This window comes from Streptomyces sp. WM6378, from assembly GCF_001279695.1.
In the GTDB taxonomy this organism is placed as follows: domain Bacteria; phylum Actinomycetota; class Actinomycetes; order Streptomycetales; family Streptomycetaceae; genus Streptomyces.
In genome coordinates, this window is record NZ_LGDD01000306.1 from 178,227 (window position 1) to 200,737 (window position 22,511).

Consider the following 22,511-nt stretch of genomic DNA (forward strand, 5'->3'; position numbering starts at 1 on the left):
CGAGGAATCCATGAACCCCGCGTACGCGACTGTCGACCACGTCTTCACCGTCCCGCTGGACCACGCGGCCCCGCACGGCCCGACCATCGAGGTCTTCGCCCGCGAGGTCGCCGACCGCAGCCGGGCGGGCGAGCGCCTGCCCTGGCTGCTCTACCTTCAGGGCGGCCCCGGCGGCAAGTCGCCCCGCCCCTCTGCGGGTTCGCCCGGCTGGCTTCCCCAGGCGCTCAAGACCCACCGGGTGCTCCTCCTCGACCAGCGCGGTACCGGCCGCTCCACCCCCGTCACCGCCCGGGCGGCCGCCCGCTTCGCCTCGCCCGCCCAACTCGCCACGTACCTCGGTCACTTCCGTGCCGACGCGATCGTGGCGGACGCCGAGCTGATCCGCCGGGAACTGTGCGACGGCGAACCCTGGGAGACGCTCGGCCAGAGCTACGGCGGCTTCATCACCCTCACCTACCTGTCGCAGGCGCCCGAAGGGCTGCGGGCGTGCTACGTGACCGGCGGTCTGCCCGGCCTGGCCGCCACCGCCGACGACGTGTACGCGCGCACCTACCCCCGCGTGCGCGACCGCGTCCTCGACTTCTACGCCCGCTATCCGGACGACGCCACGCGCCTTCGCGAGATCGCGGACCTGCTCGCCGCGACCGACGTCCGGCTGCCCGACGGGGACAGGCTCACCGTCCGCCGCCTGCGCACCCTCGGCCTCGCCCTGGGCATGGGCGACGGGTTCGAGCGGCTGCACTGGCTCCTCGACGAATCCCTCGACGCGGAGGGCGAGTTGACCTCCACCTTCCTCCACCAGGTGATGGGCCTGACCGGCTTCGCCGACAACCCCCTGTTCGTCGTCATGCAGGAGTCGCTCTTCGCGCAGGGGGCGGGCGGCCCGACTGGCTGGGCGGCCGACCGCGCGCTCGTCGGCTTCCCCGAGTTCGCCGAGGACGCGGACCCGCTGCTGCTCACCGGCGAGATGATGTACCCCTGGATGGTCCGGGAGATCGCGGGCCTGCGCCCCTTCGGGGACGCCGCGGACCTGCTGGCCGCCCGCACCGACTGGCGTCCCCTGTACGAGCCGGACCGGCTCGCCGCCAACGAGGTCCCCGTCGCCGCGGTCGTCTACCACGGCGACATGTACGTGGACGCCGGGCTCTCCCTGCGCACCGCACGCGAGGTCGGCGCCACCCGCGTCTGGGTCACCAACGAGTGGGAGCACGACGGCGTCTCGGCCTCCGGGGGCCGCGTGCTCGCCCGCCTCATGGACCTGGCCGCGGGCCGAGCCTGAACCACCACGCCCCGCACCCCCACCCCCCCCGATGGGACACCCCCCGATGGGAGACTCATGCCTGCCCTGCCGCCCCGTCTGCGCCCGCTCGCCGTGGCCTTCGCGCTCCTCCCGTGCCTCGCCGCCCCCGCGACGGCGACCGCGGCAGCGCCAACCAACTCTCCTCATTCCGGCGCGAGTTGTGCGCTTCCGGGCCAAACCGGCTGGACGGACGAGGGGCACGGCACCGACCGCGTCCAGTTCCAGCCCGCCACCGGCACCCACCGCGTACTGACGCTGTTCGTAGACTTCCCGGACGCGCCGGCCACCGACTCCACGGCCGCCTACGCCGCCCAACTCGCCCCCGCCGCCCACTGGATGGCCAAGGCCAGCTACGGCCGCTCCCGCCTCGCGATCAGCTCGTTGAACCGCTGGATCCGGATGCCGGCCGATTCGACCTCGTACGGATTCGCGCGCGGCCTCACCTTCGAGGCCCATGAGAAGTACGTACGGGACGCGATCGGCGCCGCCGATCCGTACGCGGACTTCTCCCACTACGACATGGTCTATGTCGTCCCCACCAAGGCGGCGGCCGCGATCTCCTTCTCGCCGACGTACCTCTACGATCCGACCACACCCGGCGTCACCGCCGACGGCGTCCGGCTCAAGTGGGCGGTCACCTTCGGCCAGGACATGTGGCACTGGGGCCCGAAGGTCGCCGACCACGAGACCTCCCACACCTTCGGTCTCCCGGACCTGTACTCCTTCACCGGCGCCACCCACCAGTACGTCGGCGGCTGGGACGTCATGGGCAACATCGCCGGACCCGCGCCGCAGTACCTCGGCTGGCAGTCCTGGAAGCTCGGCTGGACCCGCGACGACCAGGTGGCCTGCCTCCCCGCGGCCGGTCGCCGCACCGTACGGCTGACCCCGGTGGAACGGCCCGGCGGCACCAAGATCGCCGTCCTGCGCACCGGCGCGACGACGGCGTACGTCGCGGAGTCCCGCCGGGCCGAGGGCAACGACAGCTCCGCCTGCTCGACCGGCGTGCTCATCTACAAGGTCGACTCCGCCGCGCAGACAGGTGACGGGCCGCTGAGGATCATGAACGCGAACCCGACGGCCACCCCGCCCGCCGGCTGCACCCAGCTCGACCTGGCCGCGTACAAGCCCGGCCAGGCCTTCACCGACCCCGACACCGGCGCCCGCGTCGACGTCCTCGCGGGAGGCGGGCTGGGGGACACCGTGAGCATCAGCAGGAGGTAACGGAAGGGCGGGGGCAAGGCCGGGTGAAAAGTGGCGGGTGCGCCAACTCGCCTTAGGCATAAGGCAGTTGTACGGACGCCCGCTCGGCGCGCCGCTGAAGCGCGCATGGCGGAAAGGTGCGAGGGTGGGGCTTGTCCGTGGCGAAATCTGCTGGTAATCGAGCAGGCGCCACTGGTTCTACGCTCGTTACGGGGAACGCTGACGGGGAGCGCGCACGGGGACGCGGTGCGGGCGTGATCGGGGAGGTTGTCGATGGCTACTGGCACAAGGCTGCGCCCGGTGGGCGACCAGGACGTGCGACTGCGCCACCGCGTGGTGCACGGATACCGCCGGGCGTACCGCATCACGGGCGAGGGGCCGCCCGTCGTGCTGATCCACGGCATCGGCGACTCCTCGGCCACCTGGGCCGAGCTGATCCCCGGCCTCGCCCGCCGCTACACCGTCCTCGCGCCCGACCTGCTCGGCCACGGCGCCTCCGACAAACCGCGCGCCGACTACTCGGTGGCCGCCTACGCCAACGGCGTCCGCGATCTGCTCGGCGTCCTCGGCATCGAACGGGCCACCCTCGTCGGGCACTCGCTCGGCGGCGGCGTGGCCATGCAATTCGCCTACCAGTACCCGGAGTTGACCGAACGCCTCGTCCTGGTCGGCGCCGGGGGAGTGGGTCGTGAGGTCAACCCGGTCCTGCGCGCCGCGGCGCTGCCCGGCGCCGAGCTGATGCTCGCGCTGCTCTCCCGGCCCGCGATGCGCCGGCCTGCCCGGCTCGTCATCGAGCTGATGCGGCTGCTCGACAGCGACCTCGGACAGGACGCCCCGGACCTCCTCGGCCTGGTGGACGCGCTGCCCGACGCCCGGTCCCGCAGCGTCTTCGTCCGTACCCTGCGTGCGGTCGTCGACTGGCGCGGCCAGGTCGTCACCATGCTGGACCGCTGCTATCTGACCCAGGGCATGCCCACGATGCTGATCTGGGGCTCGCGCGACAGCGTCGTCCCGGACACGCACGCCCACCGCGCGCACGCGGCGATGCCGGGCAGCCGGCTCGAAATATTCGAAGGGGCCGGGCACTTCCCCTTCCACACCGACCCGGCCCGCTTCCTCGCCCTCGTCGAGGACTTCATCGAAACGACCCCGCCCGCCGACTGGAGCGCCGAACGCTGGCACGCCCTGCTGCGCGCGGGGCGGTTCGGTACCGCTGTCGCCGCGCCCGACCCCGCCTACGAGGCCGTGGTGGAAAGGGAGTTGAGGGTGGAGAGCGAGCGCAGCGCGACATAGCTTCGCCATCCGCCCTCGCGGGCGCCGCCCCGTCACTTCTTCATGACCGCCTCCATCACCGACTTCGCGATCGGCGCGCCCAACTTGCCACCCGCGATCTCGGAGCGCTGGATGTCCATGTCCGACGGGTCGACGAAGACCGCCACCGCCACCGGCGAGGTGCCGTCGCTCTGCTTGGCGTACGAGACGAACCAGGCGTACGGGCGCTGCTCGCGCACATCGGCGCCGTGTTGGGCGGTGCCGGTCTTGCCCCCGACGGTGACGCCCGCCATCTTGACCTTCTGCGCGGTGCCGTCGCTCGCGGTGAACTCCATCATCTCCTGCACCTTCTTCGCGGTGCTCTCCGAGACGGCCTGGTTGAGGACCTCGGGCTTGGCCTTCTCCAAGGTGGCGAGGTCGGGGCCGCGCAGTTCGTCGACCATGTACGGCTTCATGACCTTGCCGTCGTTGGCGATGCCCGCGGTCACCATGGCCATCTGGAGCGGGGTGCTGGTGAGGCTGCCCTGGCCCATGCCGGTCAGCGCGGTCTGCGGCTTGTCGAGCTTGTCGGGGTAGCCGCTCTTCGCGGTCCTGACCGGCGTGAACTGCTCGTGGTTGAAGCCGAACTTCTCCGCCGTCTCGCGCATCTTGTCCTTGCCCGTCTTGAGCGCGGCCTCAAGGAACACGTTGTTGCATGACCACTGCATGCCGGTCTTCATGGACACCTTGTTGCACAGCGAGTTGTCCACGTCGTTGCCGACCTGGGTGGAGCTGAGCGGCAGGGTGTAGGGGGCCGGGGCGTCCGGCATGGGGGCGTTGATGTCCGTCACGACGCCGTGCTCGATGGCGGCGGCCGCGGTGAGGATCTTGAAGGTCGAGCCAGGCGGGTACACCTCGCGGATCGCCCGGTTGTTGAGCGGCTTGTTCTTGTCGGCGTCGAGCTTCTTGAACTCCTTGCCCTCCTTCGACGAGATCCCGGCGAAGACCGAGGGATCGTACGAGGGCGTGCTCACCATCGCGAGGATCTTGCCGGAGCGGGGATCGAGGGCGACCACGGCGCCCTTCGCCTTGAGGTCCGTCAGCCCCTTGTACGCGGCCTTCTGCGCGGCCGGGTCGATGGTGGTGATCACATCGCCGCCGCGCGGGGTCTCGCCGGTGAACAGGGACTTGGCCCGGTCGAAGAACAGCCGGTCGTCCTTGCCGTTCATCACCTTCGCGTGCACGCCCTCCAGGAAGGTCGCGCCCTGTGCCTGGGAGAGGTAGCCGGTGACCGGCGCGTACATCGGGCCGTCCTTGTAGGTCCGCTTGTACTTGAAGTCGGAACCCGGGGTCTCCACCGACCCCGTGATCGGCTGCCCGCCGACGACGATGTCGCCGCGCGGCTGCGAGAACGCGTCGATCCCCACCCGCCGGTTGTTGGAGTCATTGGCCAGGGTGTCGCTCTTCACGAACTGGACCCACGTCGCCCGGACCAGCAGGGCGAGCACCAGCACCCCGCAGAAGACGGCTATGTGCCGCAGCGGCTTGTTCATCACGCTCCCAGAGACGTACCGAATGGGGTTGAACCGGACATGTAGTGATCAGCAGAACAGGTACGGCACCCCGGTGTCCAAGAGCGTTCAGCGCGCCAACGCCATAGCGATCCACCTATCGGTGCAGGTCACGAGCGTATGGCGGGTAAATCCCGGCGGTGCGGCTGTTACGGAAGGGTCATAAAGTGGTCATCGTGTCCACCGGGGCCGGCCGGATTCCGGGCGCCTTCGAGCCGGGCAATGCCCGACGCGGCGTCGTGTGCAATTCACCCGGAGCACATATGGCGATCCCATACTCACTGCGCGGAAGCCCATGCGGAAACCACATGAGGGATTCGACTGTGCACCACGTCGCGGAGAACGCCACACCCATGCTCTCGATATCCACCGCACCCACGGCCACCGGCTCCTACGTCACCTCCATCGCGGACTCCGAGGAACAGATCCGGGCCGCCCAGCGGCTGCGGTACCGCGTCTTCGGCGAGGAGATGGGCGCCACCCTCACCACCCCGCTGCCCGGCCACGACATCGACGCCTTCGACGCGTACGCCGACCACCTGATCGTCACCGACACCTCGACCGGCGACGTGGTCGGGACGTACCGGCTGCTGTCTCCCGGACGGACCCAACGCTCGTACAGCGAGGGCGAGTTCGACCTCGGGGCGCTCGACGCACTGCGTCCCTCGATGATCGAGGCGGGGCGTTCCTGTGTGCACCCCGACCACCGTTCGGGTGCGGTCATCAACCTGATGTGGTCGGCGCTCGCCCGCTACGTCCTGCTCTCGGGCCACCGCTATCTGGCGGGCTGCGCGTCCGTGCCGCTCGCCGACGGGGGCGCCGCCGCCTCCAGTGCCTGGCTGCTCGGCAACGCCAAGCACTCCTCACCGCCCGAGCTGCGCGTACACCCCCACCGTCCCTGGCTGCCCGCAGGACCGGCGGAGGGCCGCCCCAGCTATGCCGACCTGCCGCCGCTCCTGCGCGGCTACTTCCGGCTCGGCGCCTGGATGTGTGGGGCGCCCACATACGACCCCGAGTTCAATGTGGCCGACTTCTTCGTGCTGCTCGACATGGACCGGCTCGGCGACCGCTACCGCCGCTACTTCCTGGGGGACACCCGATGAACCCCTGGTCGGTGGAGGCGCCCTGCACCCCGGACTGCGTGCGCGACACGTCGCCGCGGGTGCCGCTGACCGAGAGCGCCCGCCGGTACGCGGTGCTCACCCACACGCTGATCCGCACCGTGGCGATGGGGGAGCGGATCGCCGACCCGCACACCCTGCGCGCCCAGGCCCGCGCCGTCCTGGACGCCCTGGGCGTACGGCTCGAATCCGGGCCGGCGCCGCGCGAGCACACACGTGGGGCGCTACTCGTCGCCAACCACATCTCCTGGCTCGACGCCGTCGCACTCCTCGCCGTCGAGCCGGTCACCGTGCTCGCCAAACGGGAAGTGGGCCAGTGGCCGGTGGTCGGTACGCTCGCCCGCCGGATCGGCACCCGCTTCATCGACCGGGGCGCCGTACGCGAACTCCCGTCCGTCGTCGCCGAGTTGGCGGCCACTCTGCGTTCGGGCCGGTCCGTGCTCGTCTTCCCGCAGGCGACGACCTGGTGCACCGTCTCGGGCGGCCGGTTCCGGCGGGCCGCGTTCCAGGCGGCCGTCGACGCGGGCGCTCCGGTGCGGCCGATGACCGTCGACTACCTCCAGCGAGGCGCCCCCAGCACCGTCGCGGCCTTCCTCGGCGGCGACGACTTCACGACCTCCCTGCGCCGGGTCGCCGCCGCGCGCGGCCTGAGCGTACGGGTCACCGCACATCCGGAGCTGCGCGGCACCGACCGCCGCACCCTGGCCGCCGAGGCCCGCGCGGCGGTCCGCGGCACCCGTCCACCCGCCCACGCCGAGCCGTACGTACTCGCCTGAACAATCCAGCGGGCCTCTAAGCTGGGCAGCCATGTTCGCACCCCAGGGCCCGACCCTCCGTGAGCTCGCCGTCCAGGCGCTGTCGTCCGTCGAGCACGGCTACGACCTCCTGGCGCCGAAGTTCGACCACACCCCGTTCCGCACGCCGGAAGTGATCCTCGCCTCCGTGGCCGGCGTGCTCGACGGGCTCGGCCCCTTCGGCCGGGGCCTCGACCTGTGCTGCGGCACCGGCGCGGGCCTCGACGTGCTCGGCAAGGTGTGCCGGGAGGGCGTCACCGGGGTCGACATCAGCGCCGGGATGCTGGCGGTCGCCGCCCGCGCGCACCCGGAGGCCACCTTGGTGCGGGCCGACGCGCGGGCATTGCCGCTGCGCGACGGGTTCGATCTGGCCGTCAGCTTCGGGGCGTTCGGGCACTTCCTGCCCAAGGAGCGGCCGAACCTGTTCGCCCGGGCGTACGCGGCGCTGCGGCCGGGCGGCCGGTTCGCGTTCCCGGTGGTGGCCCCGTTCCGGCCCGGCAGTCCCGGCCACCTCGCCCTGCTCGGCTTCGACTCGGCGATGCGGGTGCGCAATGCCCTGTGGCGTCCCCCGTTCGTCATGTACTACCGCGGATTCCGCCTCTCGGACGTACGGCAGGAACTCGCGGCCGCCGGCTTCGGTGTGGAGCTGTACGCCCTGGAGGAGCTCGGCCGCCGCCGGGACGGCAGCCCGCGCGCCCGGCTCGTGATCGCGACCAAATAGGGCCCGAGAAAGAACGCGACCCTATGGGGCCCAAGAAAGAAGGGGCCTCGCCCGCGCGGACGAGACCCCGAACCGTTTTCCCTATCTCGCCCCAACCACCCTCAGGAACAGGTGAGTTGAGGCACGGCCCAGTCCGCGTGGTCGTAGTCGACCCCGTCGCCGGAGTCCGTCACGACCAGCTTCAGTTCGTTCGCGCCACTGACGTCGGCACTGATCGCCTTGGCCGCGTCCGCGCCGGTGACCCTGCCGCTGTCGGTGGCGAGTGCACCGTCCCGGTACACCTGGAAGTCGACCGAGCCCTTCGCGCCCACCTCGTCGTCGACGCCCACGCTCGCCTTGAACGCGGTGCAGGTGCCGCCGAGGTAGTACGTCACCGTGGACGCCGCGTGGGTGCCGAGGCCCTTGGGGTACGTGGTGCCGCCGATGGTGAGGGTCTTGCCGTCGCCCGCGGCCTGTTCGCCGTTGCTGTGGTTGCGCTCGACGGGTCCCCAGCCGTTGACCGCCGAGGTCCACGTCAGGTCGCTGAGCGCGTGCGTGCCCGCCGATGGGCCCTGGCCGCAGGCCAGTTGGGGGTTCGCCCAGTCGGCGTGGTCGTAGGTGATGCCGTCGCCGCCATCGGTGACGACGAGCCGCAGCTTGGCGCCGCCGCCGAGGTCCGCCGTCAGATGCTTGGGCGGATCGCTCGCGGTCCGCAGCCCGCTGTCGGCCACGAGCGTGCCGTCGCGGTAGATCCGGAAGACGACCGAACCGCCCGCCGTGGACTCGTCGTCCACGCCCACGTCAACACCCAGCGAGCGGCAGCGGCCGCCCAGGTAGTACGTGATGTCCGACGCCGCGTGGGTGCCGAGGCCCTTGGGGTACGTGGTGCCGCCGATGGTGAGGGTTCTGCCGTCGCCCGCGGCCTGTTCGCCGTTGCTGTGGTCGCGCTCGACCGGGCCCCAGCCGTTCACGGCCGATGTCCACGGCAGGTCGCTGAGCTGGTTGAGCCCGGTCGGCGGCGGCACCGGCGTGCCCGGCGTCACCCGGTACATCACGGTGCCGTGCGCGGGCACCGACGCGCTGATGGCGCCCGTGGTGCTGCTCGTCTGCTTGGACCACAGGTCCTTGAGCGCGTACGAGGACGCGCCGCCGATACCGAGGGCGTCGACCGTCGTCGAGACGGTCTGGGCCGACGTGTTCTCGTTGGTGAGGGTGACCGAACGACCGCCGTCCGCAAGGGGTTTGGACATCACGACCAGGCCGCCGGAGCTCGACACCACCGTGCCCTGCTTGCCGAGCGGGTCCTGGTCGACCGCGATGACGTCGGTGTTCTTGAGGATGGCGAGCGTGGCCGCGCCCGGGTTGCGCAGATCGCTGCCGATGAGCAGCGGCGCCGCCATCTGCGACCACAGGCTGAAGTGCGTGCGGTACTCGGTGTCCGTCATGCCACCGTTGCCGACCTCCAGCATGTCCGGGTCGTTCCAGCCGCCGGGGGCGGCGTACGGGGCGAGCGACTGGTTCTGGTGCGCGATGCCGATCATGCTCGACCAGGAGTCGCTGATGTCGCCCGTGGTGCGCCAGGAGTTGCCGGTGCCGGACGCCCAGTTCCAGGGCTGGTTGGAGCCCCACTCGCAGATGCTGTAGAGGATGGGACGGCCGGTGGCCTTGAGCGCGTCGCCCATGGCCTTGTAGCGCTGCTTGGCGTCAGCGCCGGTGTTGTTGCAGTTGTCGTACTTGAGGTAGTCGACGCCCCACGACGCCCACAGGTCGGCGTCCTGCTGCTCGTGGCCCAGACCGCCGGGGAAGCCCTGGGTGTCGCACGTCTTGGTGCCCGCGCTGGAGTAGAGCCCGAATTTGAGGCCCTTGGCGTGCACGTAGTCCGCGACCGCCTTGATGCCGTGCGGGAAGCGCACCGGGTCGGGGACGAGGTTGCCGGAGGCGTCGCGGTTGGGCAGCGCCCAGCAGTCGTCGATGTTGACGTAGGTGTAGCCGACGTCTTTCAGGCCCTGCGCGACGAAGGCGTCCGCGATGCCCTCGACCATCGACTCGTTGAACTCGGCACGGCAGTGCGTGGAGTTCCAGTTGTTGAACCCCATCTGCGGGGTACGCGCCAGACCGTTGTCCACGGCCGCGGCCGGTGGCGCGGCCGCGACCTCCACGGCGACCGTCACACCGCCCGCGACGAGAGCGAGGGTGCCCAGAGTGGCGGTCAGGCGCTGTCTGAAGTTGTGCAGTTCGGCAGTCAAGTGCGGCTCCGGTGAGGGTAATTGGCGCACAAACGAACGGTGTCGAACGAAAGCAACCACATCTCAGCGGTCGGACAAGTGCATGTCAAGAGAAGCGGACGGGGAGTCGTGAAAGTGCCCCTCCTCGCTCGGCGGGTCCCGCGCGGGCGCGCGGGCTCCATCGGCGGCCGTCCGTGAACCGCATGCTGCGCAACTGGGGCCCGCCTCAGCTGTATCCGCCGGGCACCTTCCGCGCCACCCAGGCGGCCCTCTCGCCCATGCCGGTGCGCGAACTGGCCGCGATCATCGGGTGGACCCGCACCTGCGACGAAGTGCTGGCCCGCATACGGATCCCGGTCCGGCTCACCTTCGCGGAGCACGAGGCGTGGTGGCGGCACGGGGACGAGGATCTGGCCGATCTCTCGGCCCTGCTCGGCGGGGCGCCCCGGGTCCTCATGGAGCGGCAGCCGGCCGCGGGGCACAACCTGAGCCTCGGCTGGGCTGCCCGGGCCTATCACCTCAAGGTGCTGGGTTTCCTTGAGGAGTGTCTGCGGGGTTGACAGGGCGTCAGATCGCGGTGCCCCGGCGGGTGGCTTGTTTCCCCCACCCCGCCCCTCCCCGAAACCCTCCGGGGGTGGGGAGAGAAGTGAGGGTCCGTTTCCTGGGGCTCCGCCCCAGACCCCGTTCGCGCCTGAAGGGCGCTCGTCCTCAAACTCCCCCAAGGCCTTAAGGGCCAGGGGGGACCCCCATGACGGGCTGAAGATGCCAGTACTGGCCGGCACAGGTCCTGTTAGGGGCGCGGGATTGTGACATTGTGCGGCTCCGCCGCGATGGGCGCGCCCAGCCACGCACGGTCCGCAGACTGAAGCGGCGGGGGTTCGGGGCGTAGCCCCGGGGGAGCTGGCATTCGACGCCGCCTAGGGGCGCGGGGAACTGCGCGAGTACTACCCAAGGTCCGCAGACTGAAGCGGCGTTGGGGGTTCGAGGCGCAGCCCCGAGGAGGCTGGCGCCTGGCCCCGCCAAGGGGTCGGTCAGCAGTCCCGCACGTGCCCCTCCGCGTCGACGTACGCCGCGTTCGCCCAGCCCCGGGCGCCACGCAGCCAGTACCACCAAGTCGTGCCGTGCACGTTCTGGCCGTGTGTCTTGCACTCAAGGCGGTCCTGGTCGCCTGGTGACAGGCTCGTCGCCACATCGGCGCGCAGGTTCGGCTCGTCGCGGATGTTCAGTTCGATGCGTGAGGTCACCGTGCCCCACACGGGCCCGCCGTCATGGTGGGCCGGGGCCGCGGCGGCGGTGACCGCCACGGCGATGCTGCCCACGGAAAGGCCGCAGGCGAGCAGGCCCGCGGCCACCGCTCGACGTGTGCGTCCGGTGTGCATGGGCGACTCCCTTAGTCACTTCCGCCCCTGGGATCGACGCGTCCTTCCATCACACACCCGGTCCACGCGGGATGCGACCCGAGCGCCCACCCCTTAAGGTCCACGGCCCCGTACCGCAGCGGTACGGGGCCGTGGGATGCGCCGGTGCGGAACGTCAGGCCGACTCCTGGAGGCTCAGCAGCGACGTCACCAGCTCGTCCACCTCCTCCGGGGTGTTGTACAGGGCGAAGGAGGCGCGGGCCGCCGACTCCAGGCCGTAGTGGGCCAGGGCCGGCTGCGCGCAGTGGTGGCCGGCCCGGATCGCGATGCCGTCGCGGTCCAGCCAGGAGGCGATCGCCGCCGGGTCGTGGCCCGCCATGGTGAACGTGAGCACCGCGATCCGGCCGGGCGCCGACCCCAGGATCTCCAGACCCGGCACCATCGCCATGGCCTGCTGCGCGTACGCCGTGAGCCCGTCCTCGTACGCCGCGACCGCGGCCCGGTCGAAGGACGTGAACCAGTTCAGCGCGGCGAGCAGCCCGACCACCCCCGCGATGTTGCCGGTGCCGGCCTCCATGAGGTGCGGGACCGGGGCGAAGGTGGTGCGCTCGAAGGACACCGAGTCGATCATGTTGCCGCCGCCCTGCCAGGGCCGCAGACCCGCGAGGACCTCCGGCTTGACGTAGAGCGCGCCGATGCCCGTCGGGGCGTACAGCTTGTGTCCGGAGAAGGCGTAGAAGTCGGCGTCCAGGTCCGTCACGTCGACGGGCATGTGGGCGACCGCCTGCGCGCCGTCGACCAGCACCTTCGCCCCGTAGCGGTGTGCGAGCGCGGTCATCTCGCGCACCGGCGGAACCGTGCCGAGCACGTTCGAGGCCTGGCTGATCGCGACGAGCTGGGTGCGCGAGGAGAGCAGGTCGGCGTACGCGTTCTGGTCGATCTGCCCGTCCGGGAGGAGCGGGACCGGGACGACCCGTGCCCGGGTCTCCTTGGCGATCAACTGCCAAGGGACGATGTCCGAATGGTGCTCAAGGACCGGTACGAGGATGTCGTCGCCGGGGCCCAGATTCGCCCGCCCCCAGCTCTGCGCGACCAGGTTGACGGCCTCCGTCGTGCCCCGTACGAACACGATGGAATCGGGGGACGGCGCGCCCAGGAAGTCCGCGACGGCCGCCCGGCCCGCCTCGTACATCTCGGTGGCCTCGCGGGCCATGGTGTGCGCGCCCCGGTGGATGTTGGAGTTCGACGCGCTGTAGTAGCCGGCGAGCGCCTCGATGACCTGGCGGGGTTTCTGGGTGGTGGCCGCGTTGTCGAGCCAGACCAGCGGATGCCCGTTGACCGTGCGGTGCAGGATCGGGAAGTCCTTGCGCGCAGACTCCGGTGTGAACCCGCCCGGTTGGCGGCCCGGCAGAGCGGTCCGTTCCGTGACGTCAGGAGTAGTCATGGTAGTTGGACACCTCGACGTTCTGCAGCACCGCGATCGCGTCCTCCACCAGGACGGCCGTGTTGAAGTACGCGGTCATCAGGTACGAGGTGATGCCCTTCTGGTCGACCCCCATGTTCCGCATGGACAGGCCCGGTTCGACCTCGTCGGGCACCCCGGCCGGGCGCAGTCCGACCACGCCCTGCTCGGCCTCGCCGGTGCGCATGAGCAGGATCTCCGTGGTGCCGACGCTGCCGCCGCCGGAGAACCTGACCTTGTCGGAGGGCAGCAGCGGCACCCCGCGCCAGGTGAGCAGCGGGCTGCCGAAGCGGGTGTCGGTCACCGGCGGCACACCCCGCCGGGTGCACTCGCGGCCGAACGCGGCTATCGCCTTCGGGTGCGCGACGAAGAACCCCGGCTGCTTCCACACCTTGGCGAGCAGCTCGTCGAGGTCGTCGGGGGTCGGCGACCCGGTGCGGGACTGCACGCGCTGACCTGCGGACACGTTGTTCAGAAGGCCGAACTCGGGGTGGTTGAGCAGGGCCGCCTCCTGCCGCTCGCGCAGCGCCTGCACCGTCAGGTTGGACTGGGCGCGGGTCTGGTCGATCGGCCCGTTGTAGAGGTCGGCGACCCGGGTGTGGACGCGCAACACTGTTTGGGCCAATGTCATGTGGTACTCGCGCGGCGCGTCCTCGTAGTCGACGTACGTGCCGGGCAGATCGACCTCGCCGACGTGCCCGGAGCTGAGGTCGATGGGCGCCTCCGAGCCCGGCTTGACTCCGTCGCCCGAGGTGAACGCGTCCACGGCGGTGCGCAACTGCTCGCTGCGGTCGGCGAGTTGGGCGAGCGCGGCGCGGTCGGCGCACAGGGCGGTGCCGGGGGTGAGCGCCTTGACGCGGTACGGCATCGGCTCGCCGCGGGTCCACGCGTCGAGGTCGAAGAACTGGCCGTCGCCCGCGACTTCGAGCAGTGCGTCCTCGCCGTACCGGCCGGTGACGCGCTTCTCCGCGCGGCCCTGCACCAGGATCCACAGCCGGTCGGCCGGGTCGCCCTCCTGCATGAGGACCTGGCCCGCGTCGAACGTCACCGGCGTGAAGGCACCCGCGAGTTCGCCGAGCAGCGCGTCCTCGCAGTCGCACAAGTAGGGCAGCTCGCGAAGGTCGCCCGGCATGACGCGCGGGGTTCCGCCCTCGTCGTACGTGCTGATCCGGTCGTCGCCCAGGACGAACGAGCGGCGGCGGTTGACCCGGTAGACGCCGGATTCGACATCCACCCAGGGCAGGGCGCGCAGCAGATAACGCGGGGTGATCCCGCGCATTTGCGGAACGGTCTTGGTGGCGGTGGCGAGTTGGCGCGCCGTGTCCGGGCTGAGACTCATCCGCTGGTTATTCACGGGAACGTTCACCGGTACCTCCTCGATGGGGCTGGACGAGGACCGATCGTGTTCCTGGAATAACGGCACCACAAGGGGCATGTGCCAGCGGCAGGCCGGAAATGGCGCTGAATAGGCCGCGAAAAACCGCCCCGGCGCAGGTCGGGGCGGATCCGGCTCACGGCATAAGAGACTCAATTCAAACTGGTTGTACCTGCTATTAGATCCTGAAAGCCCTGCTTATGGAATGCTGAATCCGGTCGAATTCTGGGGCCTGCGGCGAGAATTCGCCGGAGAAAGGATCAGCGGGCCGCGCGTTCCTCCACCGAGGTGCGCCAGCCCGCTCTTTCGGTGGGCGTCTCCGGTTCGGCCGCGGGTGCGCGGCGGCCGCCGCGGGCGAAGAAGCCGGCGAGGGGGAGGGTGGCCGCGCCCACCGTGACGGCGTCCGGGCCGAGCCGGCCGAGTTCGATGGTGACGCGTTCCGCCGGGTGGCGCAGGGCGTAAGCGGTGGCGTGCCGGCGCACCGACTCCAGGATGTGCGGTCCGAGTTGGAGCCCGGCCCAGCCGCCGATCAGGATGCGCTCCGGGTTGTAGAGGTTGATCAGGTCGGACAGGCCCGCGCCCAGGTATTCGGCGGTCTCCTCAAGGACGGCGAGGGCGACCGGGCTGGCGGCGACCCCCTTCTCCTCGGGGTACGCGGCCGCGAGGAGGGCCGTCACCGCTGTCTCCTCGGCGGTCCCGGGCGGCAGTTCGGCCCCTGCTTCCTGCCAGCGCTGGATGATCGCCTCGGCGCCCGCGTACGCCTCCAGGCAGCCGAGCGCCCCGCACCGGCAGCGCCGGCCGCGGACACGCACGGTGGTGTGGCCCCACTCGGCGGCGCTGCTGTGCGCGCCGCCGTAGATCGCGCCGCCCGTCACGATGCAGGCGCCGACGCCGGAGCCGAACAGGACGATCACCGCGTCGGATGCGCCCCGGCCGCCGCCGAACCACATCTCGGCCTGGCCGAGCGTCTTGGCGCCGTTCTCGATGAAATACCTTGTGCTGGGCGGAAGGTGGAGGGATTCGCGCAGCAGGGACTCCAGCGGCACCGCGTCCCAGCCGATGGTCTGGCCGTGCACCACGGCCCCCGCCGGGGAGCTCCGGTCGACGATGCCCGGCACGCCGACGCCCACGCCGAGCAGCCGCCGCGGATCGAGGCCGCTCTCGCCCAGCACGGCGGCCACGCCCTCGCGGATGCGGCCGACGATGTGTCCGACGTCGTAGCCACCCGCGTCCAACGACAGCTCGGTACGGGCGAGTTCGCGCAGGGCGAGGTCGAACAGCTCCACCCTGACCCGGGTCTCGCCGACGTCCACACCGATCAGATGGCCGCTGTCCGGGGCGACCCGCAGCAGGGTGCGCGGCCTGCCGCCGTCGGAGTCCACCACCCCGGCATCCTCAAGGAGGCCGTCGGCGGCGAGCTCCGCCACGACATTGCTGATGGAACCCGAGCTCAGCCCGGTGGCGGGGCCGAGTGCCTGGCGGCTCATCGGGCCGTCGAAGTACAGCCGTCGCAATACCGCGCCCCGGTTGTCCCGACGCAGGTCGCGGACGGTCCTGCTGTTCGGTGTGGCCATGTGGCTCCCTCCCTGCGTGCAACATACCGGTGCGAGAGCCTGTGCCGCGCTCTTGTCCTGCGTCTTAACTCAGGCCATAGATTAAGGCATGAGGTAGGCATGAGGTAGGCATGAGAGAGCCGCGTAAGCCCCAACTGACCTTCTGTCAGGGCTAGTTGATCGGATCCGGAGGCTTGCCGCCCGCGTGCGCGACGAGGCGTTCGAGGAACGCCTGCTGGCCCTGGACGAGCAGGGCGGCCGCGGCATCGGGGGAGAGCCAGGCGAAGCGGTCCATCTCGGGGAACTCGCGCACCGTGCCCGACCCCCGCGGCCACTCCATGGTGAACGTGCCCGGCACCGCGTCGGCCGGATCCAGATCCGCCTCGACCGCCCACACCGTCACGGTCTTGCCGCCGCGCTGGACGATCTCGCCCAGCGGCACGAGCGGGCCCTCGGACGGCGGCAGCCCCAGCTCCTCCTCGAACTCGCGCCGCGCCGCGGCCTCGGGCGCCTCCTCGGCGTCGTACTCACCCTTGGGGACCGACCAGGCGCCCGCGTCCCGCCCCGCGAAGAACGGCCCGCCCATGTGCCCCACGAGCACCTCGATGCCGTCCCCCACCCTGCGGTACAGCAGGAGCCCGGCGCTGCGTTTTCCGGCCATGCCGCCAGTCTGCGGGTCCGCCGGGCGCGGCGCCACGGGGCGGCGGTACCGGGGGGCATCTACGTGGTGACGGTGGTCCTCGGCGCGACGACGACCGGGGCGCTGATCGGCCCCGTCTCCTTCCACCGGATGCTGGCCGGGCGACGGCTGAAGCCGCAGACGGTGACCTGGGCGTCCCGGCTCACCGTCGTCGGCCTCGTTCTCCTCCTGTGCACGGTGGCCAGCTCCCTGCTGCTCATCCTGCGCGTCGCCCTGCACAGCGCGCTGGCACCCCGGCTGGTCGCGGGCGTCGTCTGCTGGTACGTCTGCTGCTGGTTCGTGCTGCCGGCCCTGGCCCGCAGGCGCCACCACGACCAGCCCTCCTAGGAGGCTTCCTCCTGCTCGGAGCGCTTGGCCCAGACAGCGAGCGTGAAGGAGTGCCCCGCCGGGTCGGCGTAGACGCGCTCGTCGCGCGGCCCGTTGTTGTCCTTGGTGTCGACGGGCATCGCGCCGAGGGTGATGGCCTCGCGCTCGGCGGCGTCCATGTCGCCGTACGCCACGACGATCCTCAGGTGTGCCTGCTGGGAGTCGTCGGGGCGCGGCCAACTGGGCGGCGCGTACCCGTGGTCGCGGCGGATCGCGAGATGGACGCCGTCCCCGCCGACGATCTCGACGAAGTCCGGATCGCAGGCGGTGCGGATCTCGCCGCCGAGCAACTTGGCGTAGAACTCGGCGAGTTCGATGGGTTCGGCACAGTCCAGAACGAGGATGCTGGTCTTGGAAACGCTCATGCGGGCCGAGTGCCCGTACGGGCGCCGGTCTAACGCCGGGCACCGCACCTGCCAGGGGTGCGGGGCGGCCCGGTCACGCCGGGATGCGGGCGCCCTGCACGCTCGGCGCGCCCGTCGCGTAGTGGACGTACTCGCGCACCAGCCGGAATCCGGCCGTCCAGGCGAGGAGCCGGCTCGCCCGGTCGTAGCGGGAGCAGGTCCAGCTCGCGGTGCGGCCGCGCGCCGCTGTGTCGCGGCTCAGCGCGACCACGCAGCCCAGGGCGAGCTGCTGGCGGCGCTGGTCCGGGGCGGTGACCACCGCGATGTCCTCGTACGAGCTGCCCCGGAAGTAGGTGCAGGCGACGGCGAGGAGGGCCCCTTGGCGGAAGGCGCCCCAGGCGTGTCCGGAACGGCCGAGCCCCGACGGTCCGCCCCAACTGGCGTGAATCCAGGCCGAGTCGGGTGCGATCCTGACGAGTGCGGGCGCGTCGGCCGAGGTCAGCGGGCGGATCGTCACGCCGCGCGGGGGACGCGGGGCAGCGGCCGGCTCCCGCTGCACGTACACCATCCGCTCCCGCGGCACGACCCGGTCGAAGGAAGCGCCGAGGACCGGCAGGAAGCGGCCGGGTGCCTCGACGTAGCGGTGTGCCAGCGGTGCCAGGCCCGCCGGATCGAGCGCGCCCGGGTCGCCGCGCAGCAGCACGTGGCCCGCGCAGTCGAGGGCGATCGCGCGCGGTTGTACGGCGCGGTCGGCCCACCCGTGTCCGTTCCCGGTGGTCAGTACGTGCTCGGCCAGGGCCGCCGGGCCCGGCTCGGCGGCGCACAACCAGCGGGTGTGGGCGGCGAGTTGGTAGGGGCGAAGTTCGATCACGACGAGCTCCGTTCGGGGGCGGGGGTAAGGCCTCGGGGCCGATGAGGAGCGAGGCGAGCTGGCTCGGACGTCAGGAGAACGCGGCCCTCCTCGACGGCCCTGTGGCGGGCGGCGTTCACTTCGCCAGCTCGCTCGGGTCCAGGGGGCGTCGCCACGCGACGAGCCGGTGAAGGGCCGCCAGTTCGTGCTCCAAGGGGGAGGGCGGCACGGCGAGGACCGGGCAGGTGGCGTGCGCGAGGCAGTAGCGGGCCACCGAAGGACGCAGCGCACGGCGGAGCCGGCCGCGGGTGCCGGCGCCGAGGACGAGCAGGTGCTCGGGCTCCCGCGCGGCCTCCACCAGAACGGCCCCCGGCGTGCCCCGTACGACCATCGCTTCGAGCGGCACGGACGGCCCGGCCGGGCCGAAAGCCGTGTCGAGGGCCTGGACGAGTTGTTCGCCCGCCAGCTTGCGCCACTCGGCGAGCAGCCCCGGATCCGGCGAGCCCCGGTGGCCGAGTTCGCCGCCGGGCGGAGCCCAGGCGAGGACCGCCATCAGCGTGCCCCCACCGAGCTCCGCCTCCCGCGCCGCGCGGTGCAGCGCCGTCAGACTGCCCAGCGAGCCGCTGACCCCGGCCACAACCCGTCGCCCGCCGGCCCGGTCCATGACGTCCACCTCGTACTCGTATCGCCTTCCGCTCATCCGTTGAGCAAAGCCCCTGGACGGCTGATCGCAGCGCGCGTTGGCGCTTTCCTGACGAGCGGGCGGGAGAAACTGACGGGCTCATGACGCCGGGACTGCCGCCGCGTCAGCATCCCGTCAGCACACCTCCCCTTCCCGTCAGCATCGCGTCAGGGCGCCGGTCGGCCGGGCCCCGCGGGCGTAGCGTCGCCGACGTGCCCCGGCCCGCCTCCCCGTGCCGGGGCCGCACCAACCACCGTGACCGGAGCCGCCGTCGTCGCCGACGCGCTCGCCCTGTGGATCGGCTGAGCAGGAGCGAGAAGGAGTAAGCAGCCCATGACCACCATGAACCTGCCGACCGGCCTGACGTCCGCCGACGACCTGTCGGTGTGGCCGGCCTCCACCGCGCGGCTCGGCCACGGCGGCCTCGCGGTGGGCGCCGTCCCGCTCGCCGAGATCGCCGAACGCTTCGGCACCCCCGCCTACGTCCTCGACGAGGGCGAGGTCCGCGAGCGCTGCCGCACCTACCGCAGCGCGTTCCCCGAGGCCGAAGTCCTCTACGCCGCCAAGGCGTTCCTGTGCCGGGCCATGGCGCACTGGGTCGACGAGGAAGGGCTCGGCCTCGACGTGTGCTCCGCGGGCGAGCTCGAACTCGCCGTCACCGCCGGATTCCCGGCCGAACGGATCGTGCTGCACGGCAACGCCAAGTCCCCGCACGACATCGAGGCCGCGCTGCGCCTCGGCGTCGGCCGCATCGTCATCGACAGCCCGTCCGAGATCGCCCGGCTCGCCGCCGCCGTCGGGCCGCACGGCCACCAGAAGGTGATGGTCCGGGTGGTGCCCGGGATCAGCGCGGGCGGCCACGACAAGATCCGTACCGGTACGGACGACCAGAAGTTCGGCCTCTCCCTCACCGACGGCCACGCCCAGCACGCCATCGCCCGCATCCTCGGCCAGCCCCAGCTCGAACTGACCGGACTGCACTGCCACTTGGGATCACAGATCACCACCGTCAAGCCGTACCTGTCGGCGGTGCGCCGCATGGTCGGCCTGATGGCCCGGCTCCGGGACGTCCACGGCATCGTGCTGCCCGAGCTCGACATGGGCGGCGGGCACGGCGTCGCCTACCGGCCCGGCGAGGACGGGCTCGACATCACGACGCTGGCCCGCCGCATGCGCGCCGAGCTCGCCGAGAGCTGCGCGGCGGCCGGCCTCGACGTGCCCCGGCTGCTCGTCGAACCGGGCCGTGCGGTCGTCGGCCCCGCGGGCGTCGCGCTCTACCGCGTACTCGCCGTCAAACGCACCGGCGACAACCTCTTCGTCGCCGTCGACGGCGGCATGAGCGACAACCCGCGGCCCGCCCTGTACGGAGTGCGCTACGCACCCCGGCTGATCGGGCGGGCCTCAACCGCCAAGACCTGCAAGGCGACCGTCGTCGGCCGGCACTGCGAGGCGGGCGACGTGCTCGCCTCCGCGGTGGACCTGCCCGGCGACGTCCACCCCGGCGACCTGCTCGCCGTGCCGGTGGCGGGCGCCTACCAGCTGTCCATGGCGTCCGGCTACAACATGGTGGGCCGCCCGCCGGTGGTCGCCGTCGCCGACGGGCACGCCCGGCTCCTGGTGCGCCGCGAGTCCCTGGAGGACTTCCGCAGCCGCGACGTCGGGCTGTAGGCCGCCCTCACGGGGCCACTCGCGAGGAGGGGCGGCGGCCGAGGAGTTCGGCCAGGCCCCGCCGGGTCGCGGCGAGCACGATCCGGTCCTCGGGCCGCAGCACGTACCCGGGCGGCAGCTGCCACACCAGGTCGCCCGGGGCGCCCCCGCCCCGGCGGCGGGCGGCGCCCAGGTCGGGGACCCGGTCGGCGGGCGAGGACGTGTCGAGCGCGAGCACCCGCCAGGCGCCTTCGCGGAACGCCTCCTCGACGGTACGGCCCTCCAGTTGCGGATGGCCCGCCACGTCGACGGCCGCGAAGAGCAGTACCTTGCGCTCCACCGGTATGGCGCCCAGGATCTGACGGCCCATCATGGCTCCGGCGAAGGCGGGCGCCGCCAGGTGCGAGACGCTGCGGCTGCGGGTCATGGCCTGCGGGTGGGCGGCGCGCAGGGTGCGGTAGACGGCGGTCGCGAAGTCGTCGTCGTACAGCCGCATCACGACCCGCAGATCGGGCTTCACCGAGCGGGCGTACAGGGCGGCTTCCAGGTTGGTGGTGTCCGAGCTGGTCAGCGCGAGCAGGGCGTCGGCCCGGTGGATGCGGGCCGACTCCAGGATGCCCTCCTGGGTGACGTCGCCGATGACGGTGGGCACGCGCAGCCGCCGGGCGAGCGCGATGCCGCGGGCCTCCGGGTCGGACTCCACGCACACGACGGGGATGTCGAGCTCGCGCAGGCGCACCAGGACCCGGGCGCCGATCTTGCCCATGCCGAGCAGCACCACGTGCCCGGAGAGTCCACGCGAGGGGCGGGGCAGCGCGGAGGCGTTGCGGAAAGTGCCGAGCCCTTCCAGGACGGCGGCGATCAGGACCGGCAGCAACAGCAACCCGGTCAGTCCTGACAGCAGTTGGAGGATCTGGCGGCCCACGGGCTGGTCGATGGCCGGGTCGTCGATGGCGAAGATGTCGAGCAGGGTCAGATAGGCGGCGTGCAGCGGATCGTCGCCGGTGGTGAGCCAGGTCGCGATGGCAAGGGCGATCACCGAGGCGACGATCCCGGCGAGCGACCAGCGCAGCCTGCGCGAGAACAGCCGGCCCAGCGGCGCGCCGAGATCGGTGAGGCGGCCCGGGGGCTGGGCGGGGCCGGTGTAGGTGACGGTCTCCAGGACGACCCGGCCGCGCCGGTCGGCCTCGTCCATCGACCGCTCGTCGGGCAGCAGGCGGGGTCCTTCCGAGCCGCTGCGGTCCGAACCCTCCGCGCCCGCAGGGTCGTTGGTGGTCGACGAGAGCAGGGCCAGCGTGCACAGCCCCGGGTCGGTGACTTCGCCGCGGCGCGGCGGCGGGCGCTGCCCGGCCCGCAGCAGCACCCCGTCGGCGTGCACGACCTTGCTGGTGCCCGCGAGGGCGGTGGCGGCCAGTGCGGGCGCGGCGGTGTCGGCATCGGACAGCACGGTGGTGGACGTCTCGGACGCGGCCGCGCCGGGATCCGGCGCCGCGAGAGCCGCCGCCTGGTCGAGCAACTCCTGGAGATACTGGCCGAGTTTGCGGTTGTAGAGCCGGATGACGAGCCGGACGCGCGGGTTGAGACGCCGGGCGATCAATGCGGCCCGGATGTTCGTCTCGTCGTCGCCGTGCACCAGCGCGAGCGCGGCGGCCTGCTCGATGCCGGCCTCGATGAGCGCCCCGTCGTTCGGCTCCACCGCCTCGACGAGCCGGGAGTCGCTCGCCCGCTCGGAGCCGGGCACGGGGGTGCGGAGCATCGCGGACGACATGCGGCCGAACAGCGCCGAGGCCCTGGCCCGGCCGCCCGCGGGGAGTTGGGCCGAGCGGGTCACGTTCTCCGGCGGCACGACGAGGACGACGCGCTCGCCGTACACCTCGCGCAGCTCACCGGCGAGCCGGTGGGCGAGCGCGTCGTCCCCGCTGACGACCATGTGTCCGACGGGCGGCCCCGCCCAGGGCTGGGACGGGAGCGGCTGCTGAGGAAGTGAAGGCACACCCCAGACCTTGCCC

At 71.9% G+C, this 22,511-nt stretch carries 19 protein-coding genes and 1 pseudogene; 9 read left to right on the plus strand and 11 right to left on the minus strand.

Translation table 11 applies throughout. The annotated features are described in order from the left end of the window. The first annotated feature begins 10 nt into the window (after window positions 1–10). The 3 genes from ADK54_RS28595 to ADK54_RS28605 all read left to right on the plus strand — a co-directional run bounded on the left by ADK54_RS28595 (window position 11) and on the right by ADK54_RS28605 (window position 3,796). A complete protein-coding gene (locus tag ADK54_RS28595; RefSeq protein WP_053728614.1) occupies window positions 11–1,279 on the plus strand; it encodes an alpha/beta fold hydrolase in 1,269 nt (422 codons plus the stop codon). A gap of 57 nt (window positions 1,280–1,336) precedes the next feature. Then, window positions 1,337–2,524: a M6 family metalloprotease domain-containing protein gene (locus ADK54_RS28600; protein ID WP_053728615.1), complete on the plus strand. Its 1,188-nt coding sequence runs from the start codon at window positions 1,337–1,339 to the stop codon at window positions 2,522–2,524. Window positions 2,525–2,776: 252 nt separating this feature from the next. Continuing rightward, window positions 2,777–3,796 carry an alpha/beta fold hydrolase gene (locus ADK54_RS28605; protein WP_053728616.1) on the plus strand — a complete coding sequence of 340 codons (1,020 nt, stop codon included), beginning with the start codon at window positions 2,777–2,779 and terminating at the stop codon, window positions 3,794–3,796. Window positions 3,797–3,828: 32 nt separating this feature from the next. Here the strand turns inward: ADK54_RS28605 and ADK54_RS28610 are convergent, their stop codons facing one another. Beyond that, window positions 3,829–5,307, minus strand: a complete 1,479-nt coding sequence (locus tag ADK54_RS28610) for a peptidoglycan D,D-transpeptidase FtsI family protein (RefSeq protein WP_053728617.1) — start codon at window positions 5,305–5,307, stop codon at window positions 3,829–3,831. A gap of 326 nt (window positions 5,308–5,633) precedes the next feature. Between ADK54_RS28610 and ADK54_RS28615 the strand changes: the two genes are divergently transcribed. The 3 genes from ADK54_RS28615 to ADK54_RS28625 are packed head-to-tail and all read left to right on the plus strand — an operon-like array spanning window position 5,634 to window position 7,961. Beyond that, a complete protein-coding gene (locus ADK54_RS28615) occupies window positions 5,634–6,428 on the plus strand; it encodes a GNAT family N-acetyltransferase (protein ID WP_078966706.1) in 795 nt (264 codons plus the stop codon). After that, window positions 6,425–7,222 carry a lysophospholipid acyltransferase family protein gene (locus ADK54_RS28620; RefSeq protein WP_107090640.1) on the plus strand — a complete coding sequence of 266 codons (798 nt, stop codon included), beginning with the start codon at window positions 6,425–6,427 and terminating at the stop codon, window positions 7,220–7,222. Before ADK54_RS28615 ends, ADK54_RS28620 begins: the two co-directional genes overlap by 4 nt. A gap of 31 nt (window positions 7,223–7,253) precedes the next feature. Next, window positions 7,254–7,961 (plus strand): class I SAM-dependent methyltransferase, encoded by a 708-nt coding sequence (locus ADK54_RS28625; protein ID WP_053728618.1) that lies wholly within the window; start codon window positions 7,254–7,256, stop codon window positions 7,959–7,961. A gap of 101 nt (window positions 7,962–8,062) precedes the next feature. Here ADK54_RS28625 and ADK54_RS28630 read toward each other — a convergent pair whose 3' ends face one another. Beyond that, window positions 8,063–10,186, minus strand: coding sequence for an NPCBM/NEW2 domain-containing protein (locus tag ADK54_RS28630; protein ID WP_420717413.1), 2,124 nt, complete (start codon window positions 10,184–10,186; stop codon window positions 8,063–8,065). Window positions 10,187–10,368: 182 nt separating this feature from the next. On the opposite strand from ADK54_RS28630, the gene ADK54_RS28635 reads away from it, so the two are divergent. After that, the gene (locus ADK54_RS28635; RefSeq protein ID WP_053728619.1) at window positions 10,369–10,725 is read left to right on the plus strand and encodes a hypothetical protein; all 357 of its coding nucleotides are present in this window, start codon (window positions 10,369–10,371) and stop codon (window positions 10,723–10,725) included. Between the two features lie 471 nt (window positions 10,726–11,196). Here ADK54_RS28635 and ADK54_RS28640 read toward each other — a convergent pair whose 3' ends face one another. From ADK54_RS28640 to ADK54_RS28660, 5 genes are all read right to left on the minus strand, one after another. Then, window positions 11,197–11,544 carry an SH3 domain-containing protein gene (locus ADK54_RS28640; protein ID WP_159047926.1) on the minus strand — a complete coding sequence of 116 codons (348 nt, stop codon included), beginning with the start codon at window positions 11,542–11,544 and terminating at the stop codon, window positions 11,197–11,199. Between the two features lie 154 nt (window positions 11,545–11,698). Beyond that, entirely contained in the window at window positions 11,699–12,967 is a 1,269-nt protein-coding gene (locus tag ADK54_RS28645; RefSeq protein WP_078966707.1) for a cysteine desulfurase, read from the minus strand. Further along, on the minus strand, window positions 12,954–14,324 hold the full coding sequence (locus ADK54_RS28650; RefSeq protein WP_053728621.1) for a family 2B encapsulin nanocompartment shell protein: 1,371 nt from the start codon (window positions 14,322–14,324) through the stop codon (window positions 12,954–12,956). The genes ADK54_RS28645 and ADK54_RS28650 overlap by 14 nt, the downstream gene beginning before the upstream one ends. Window positions 14,325–14,620: 296 nt before the next feature. Then, window positions 14,621–15,934, minus strand: coding sequence for an ROK family transcriptional regulator (locus tag ADK54_RS28655; RefSeq protein WP_053728622.1), 1,314 nt, complete (start codon window positions 15,932–15,934; stop codon window positions 14,621–14,623). A gap of 151 nt (window positions 15,935–16,085) precedes the next feature. Continuing rightward, complete coding sequence (locus ADK54_RS28660) at window positions 16,086–16,574, minus strand: NUDIX domain-containing protein (protein ID WP_053728623.1); 489 nt, start codon at window positions 16,572–16,574, stop codon at window positions 16,086–16,088. A gap of 57 nt (window positions 16,575–16,631) precedes the next feature. Here ADK54_RS28660 and ADK54_RS28665 point away from each other — a divergent pair. Further along, window positions 16,632–16,940 (plus strand): annotated as a pseudogene (locus tag ADK54_RS28665) (DUF6328 family protein); the annotation flags it as partial. Here ADK54_RS28665 and ADK54_RS28670 read toward each other — a convergent pair. From ADK54_RS28670 to ADK54_RS28680, 3 genes are all read right to left on the minus strand, one after another. Further along, the gene (locus ADK54_RS28670; protein WP_053728624.1) at window positions 16,937–17,344 is read right to left on the minus strand and encodes a VOC family protein; all 408 of its coding nucleotides are present in this window, start codon (window positions 17,342–17,344) and stop codon (window positions 16,937–16,939) included. The pseudogene ADK54_RS28665 and the gene ADK54_RS28670 sit on opposite strands and share 4 nt — an antisense overlap. Before the next feature lie 73 nt (window positions 17,345–17,417). Next, complete coding sequence (locus ADK54_RS28675) at window positions 17,418–18,194, minus strand: GNAT family N-acetyltransferase (protein WP_053728625.1); 777 nt, start codon at window positions 18,192–18,194, stop codon at window positions 17,418–17,420. Between the two features lie 115 nt (window positions 18,195–18,309). After that, window positions 18,310–18,873: a universal stress protein gene (locus ADK54_RS28680; protein ID WP_234392234.1), complete on the minus strand. Its 564-nt coding sequence runs from the start codon at window positions 18,871–18,873 to the stop codon at window positions 18,310–18,312. A gap of 315 nt (window positions 18,874–19,188) precedes the next feature. On the opposite strand from ADK54_RS28680, the gene lysA reads away from it, so the two are divergent. Beyond that, window positions 19,189–20,523: a diaminopimelate decarboxylase gene (gene lysA / locus ADK54_RS28685; protein ID WP_053728626.1), complete on the plus strand. Its 1,335-nt coding sequence runs from the start codon at window positions 19,189–19,191 to the stop codon at window positions 20,521–20,523. Between the two features lie 7 nt (window positions 20,524–20,530). Here lysA and ADK54_RS28690 read toward each other — a convergent pair whose 3' ends face one another. Continuing rightward, on the minus strand, window positions 20,531–22,432 hold the full coding sequence (locus ADK54_RS28690; protein WP_053728627.1) for a potassium channel family protein: 1,902 nt from the start codon (window positions 22,430–22,432) through the stop codon (window positions 20,531–20,533). Window positions 22,433–22,511: the final 79 nt, after the last annotated feature.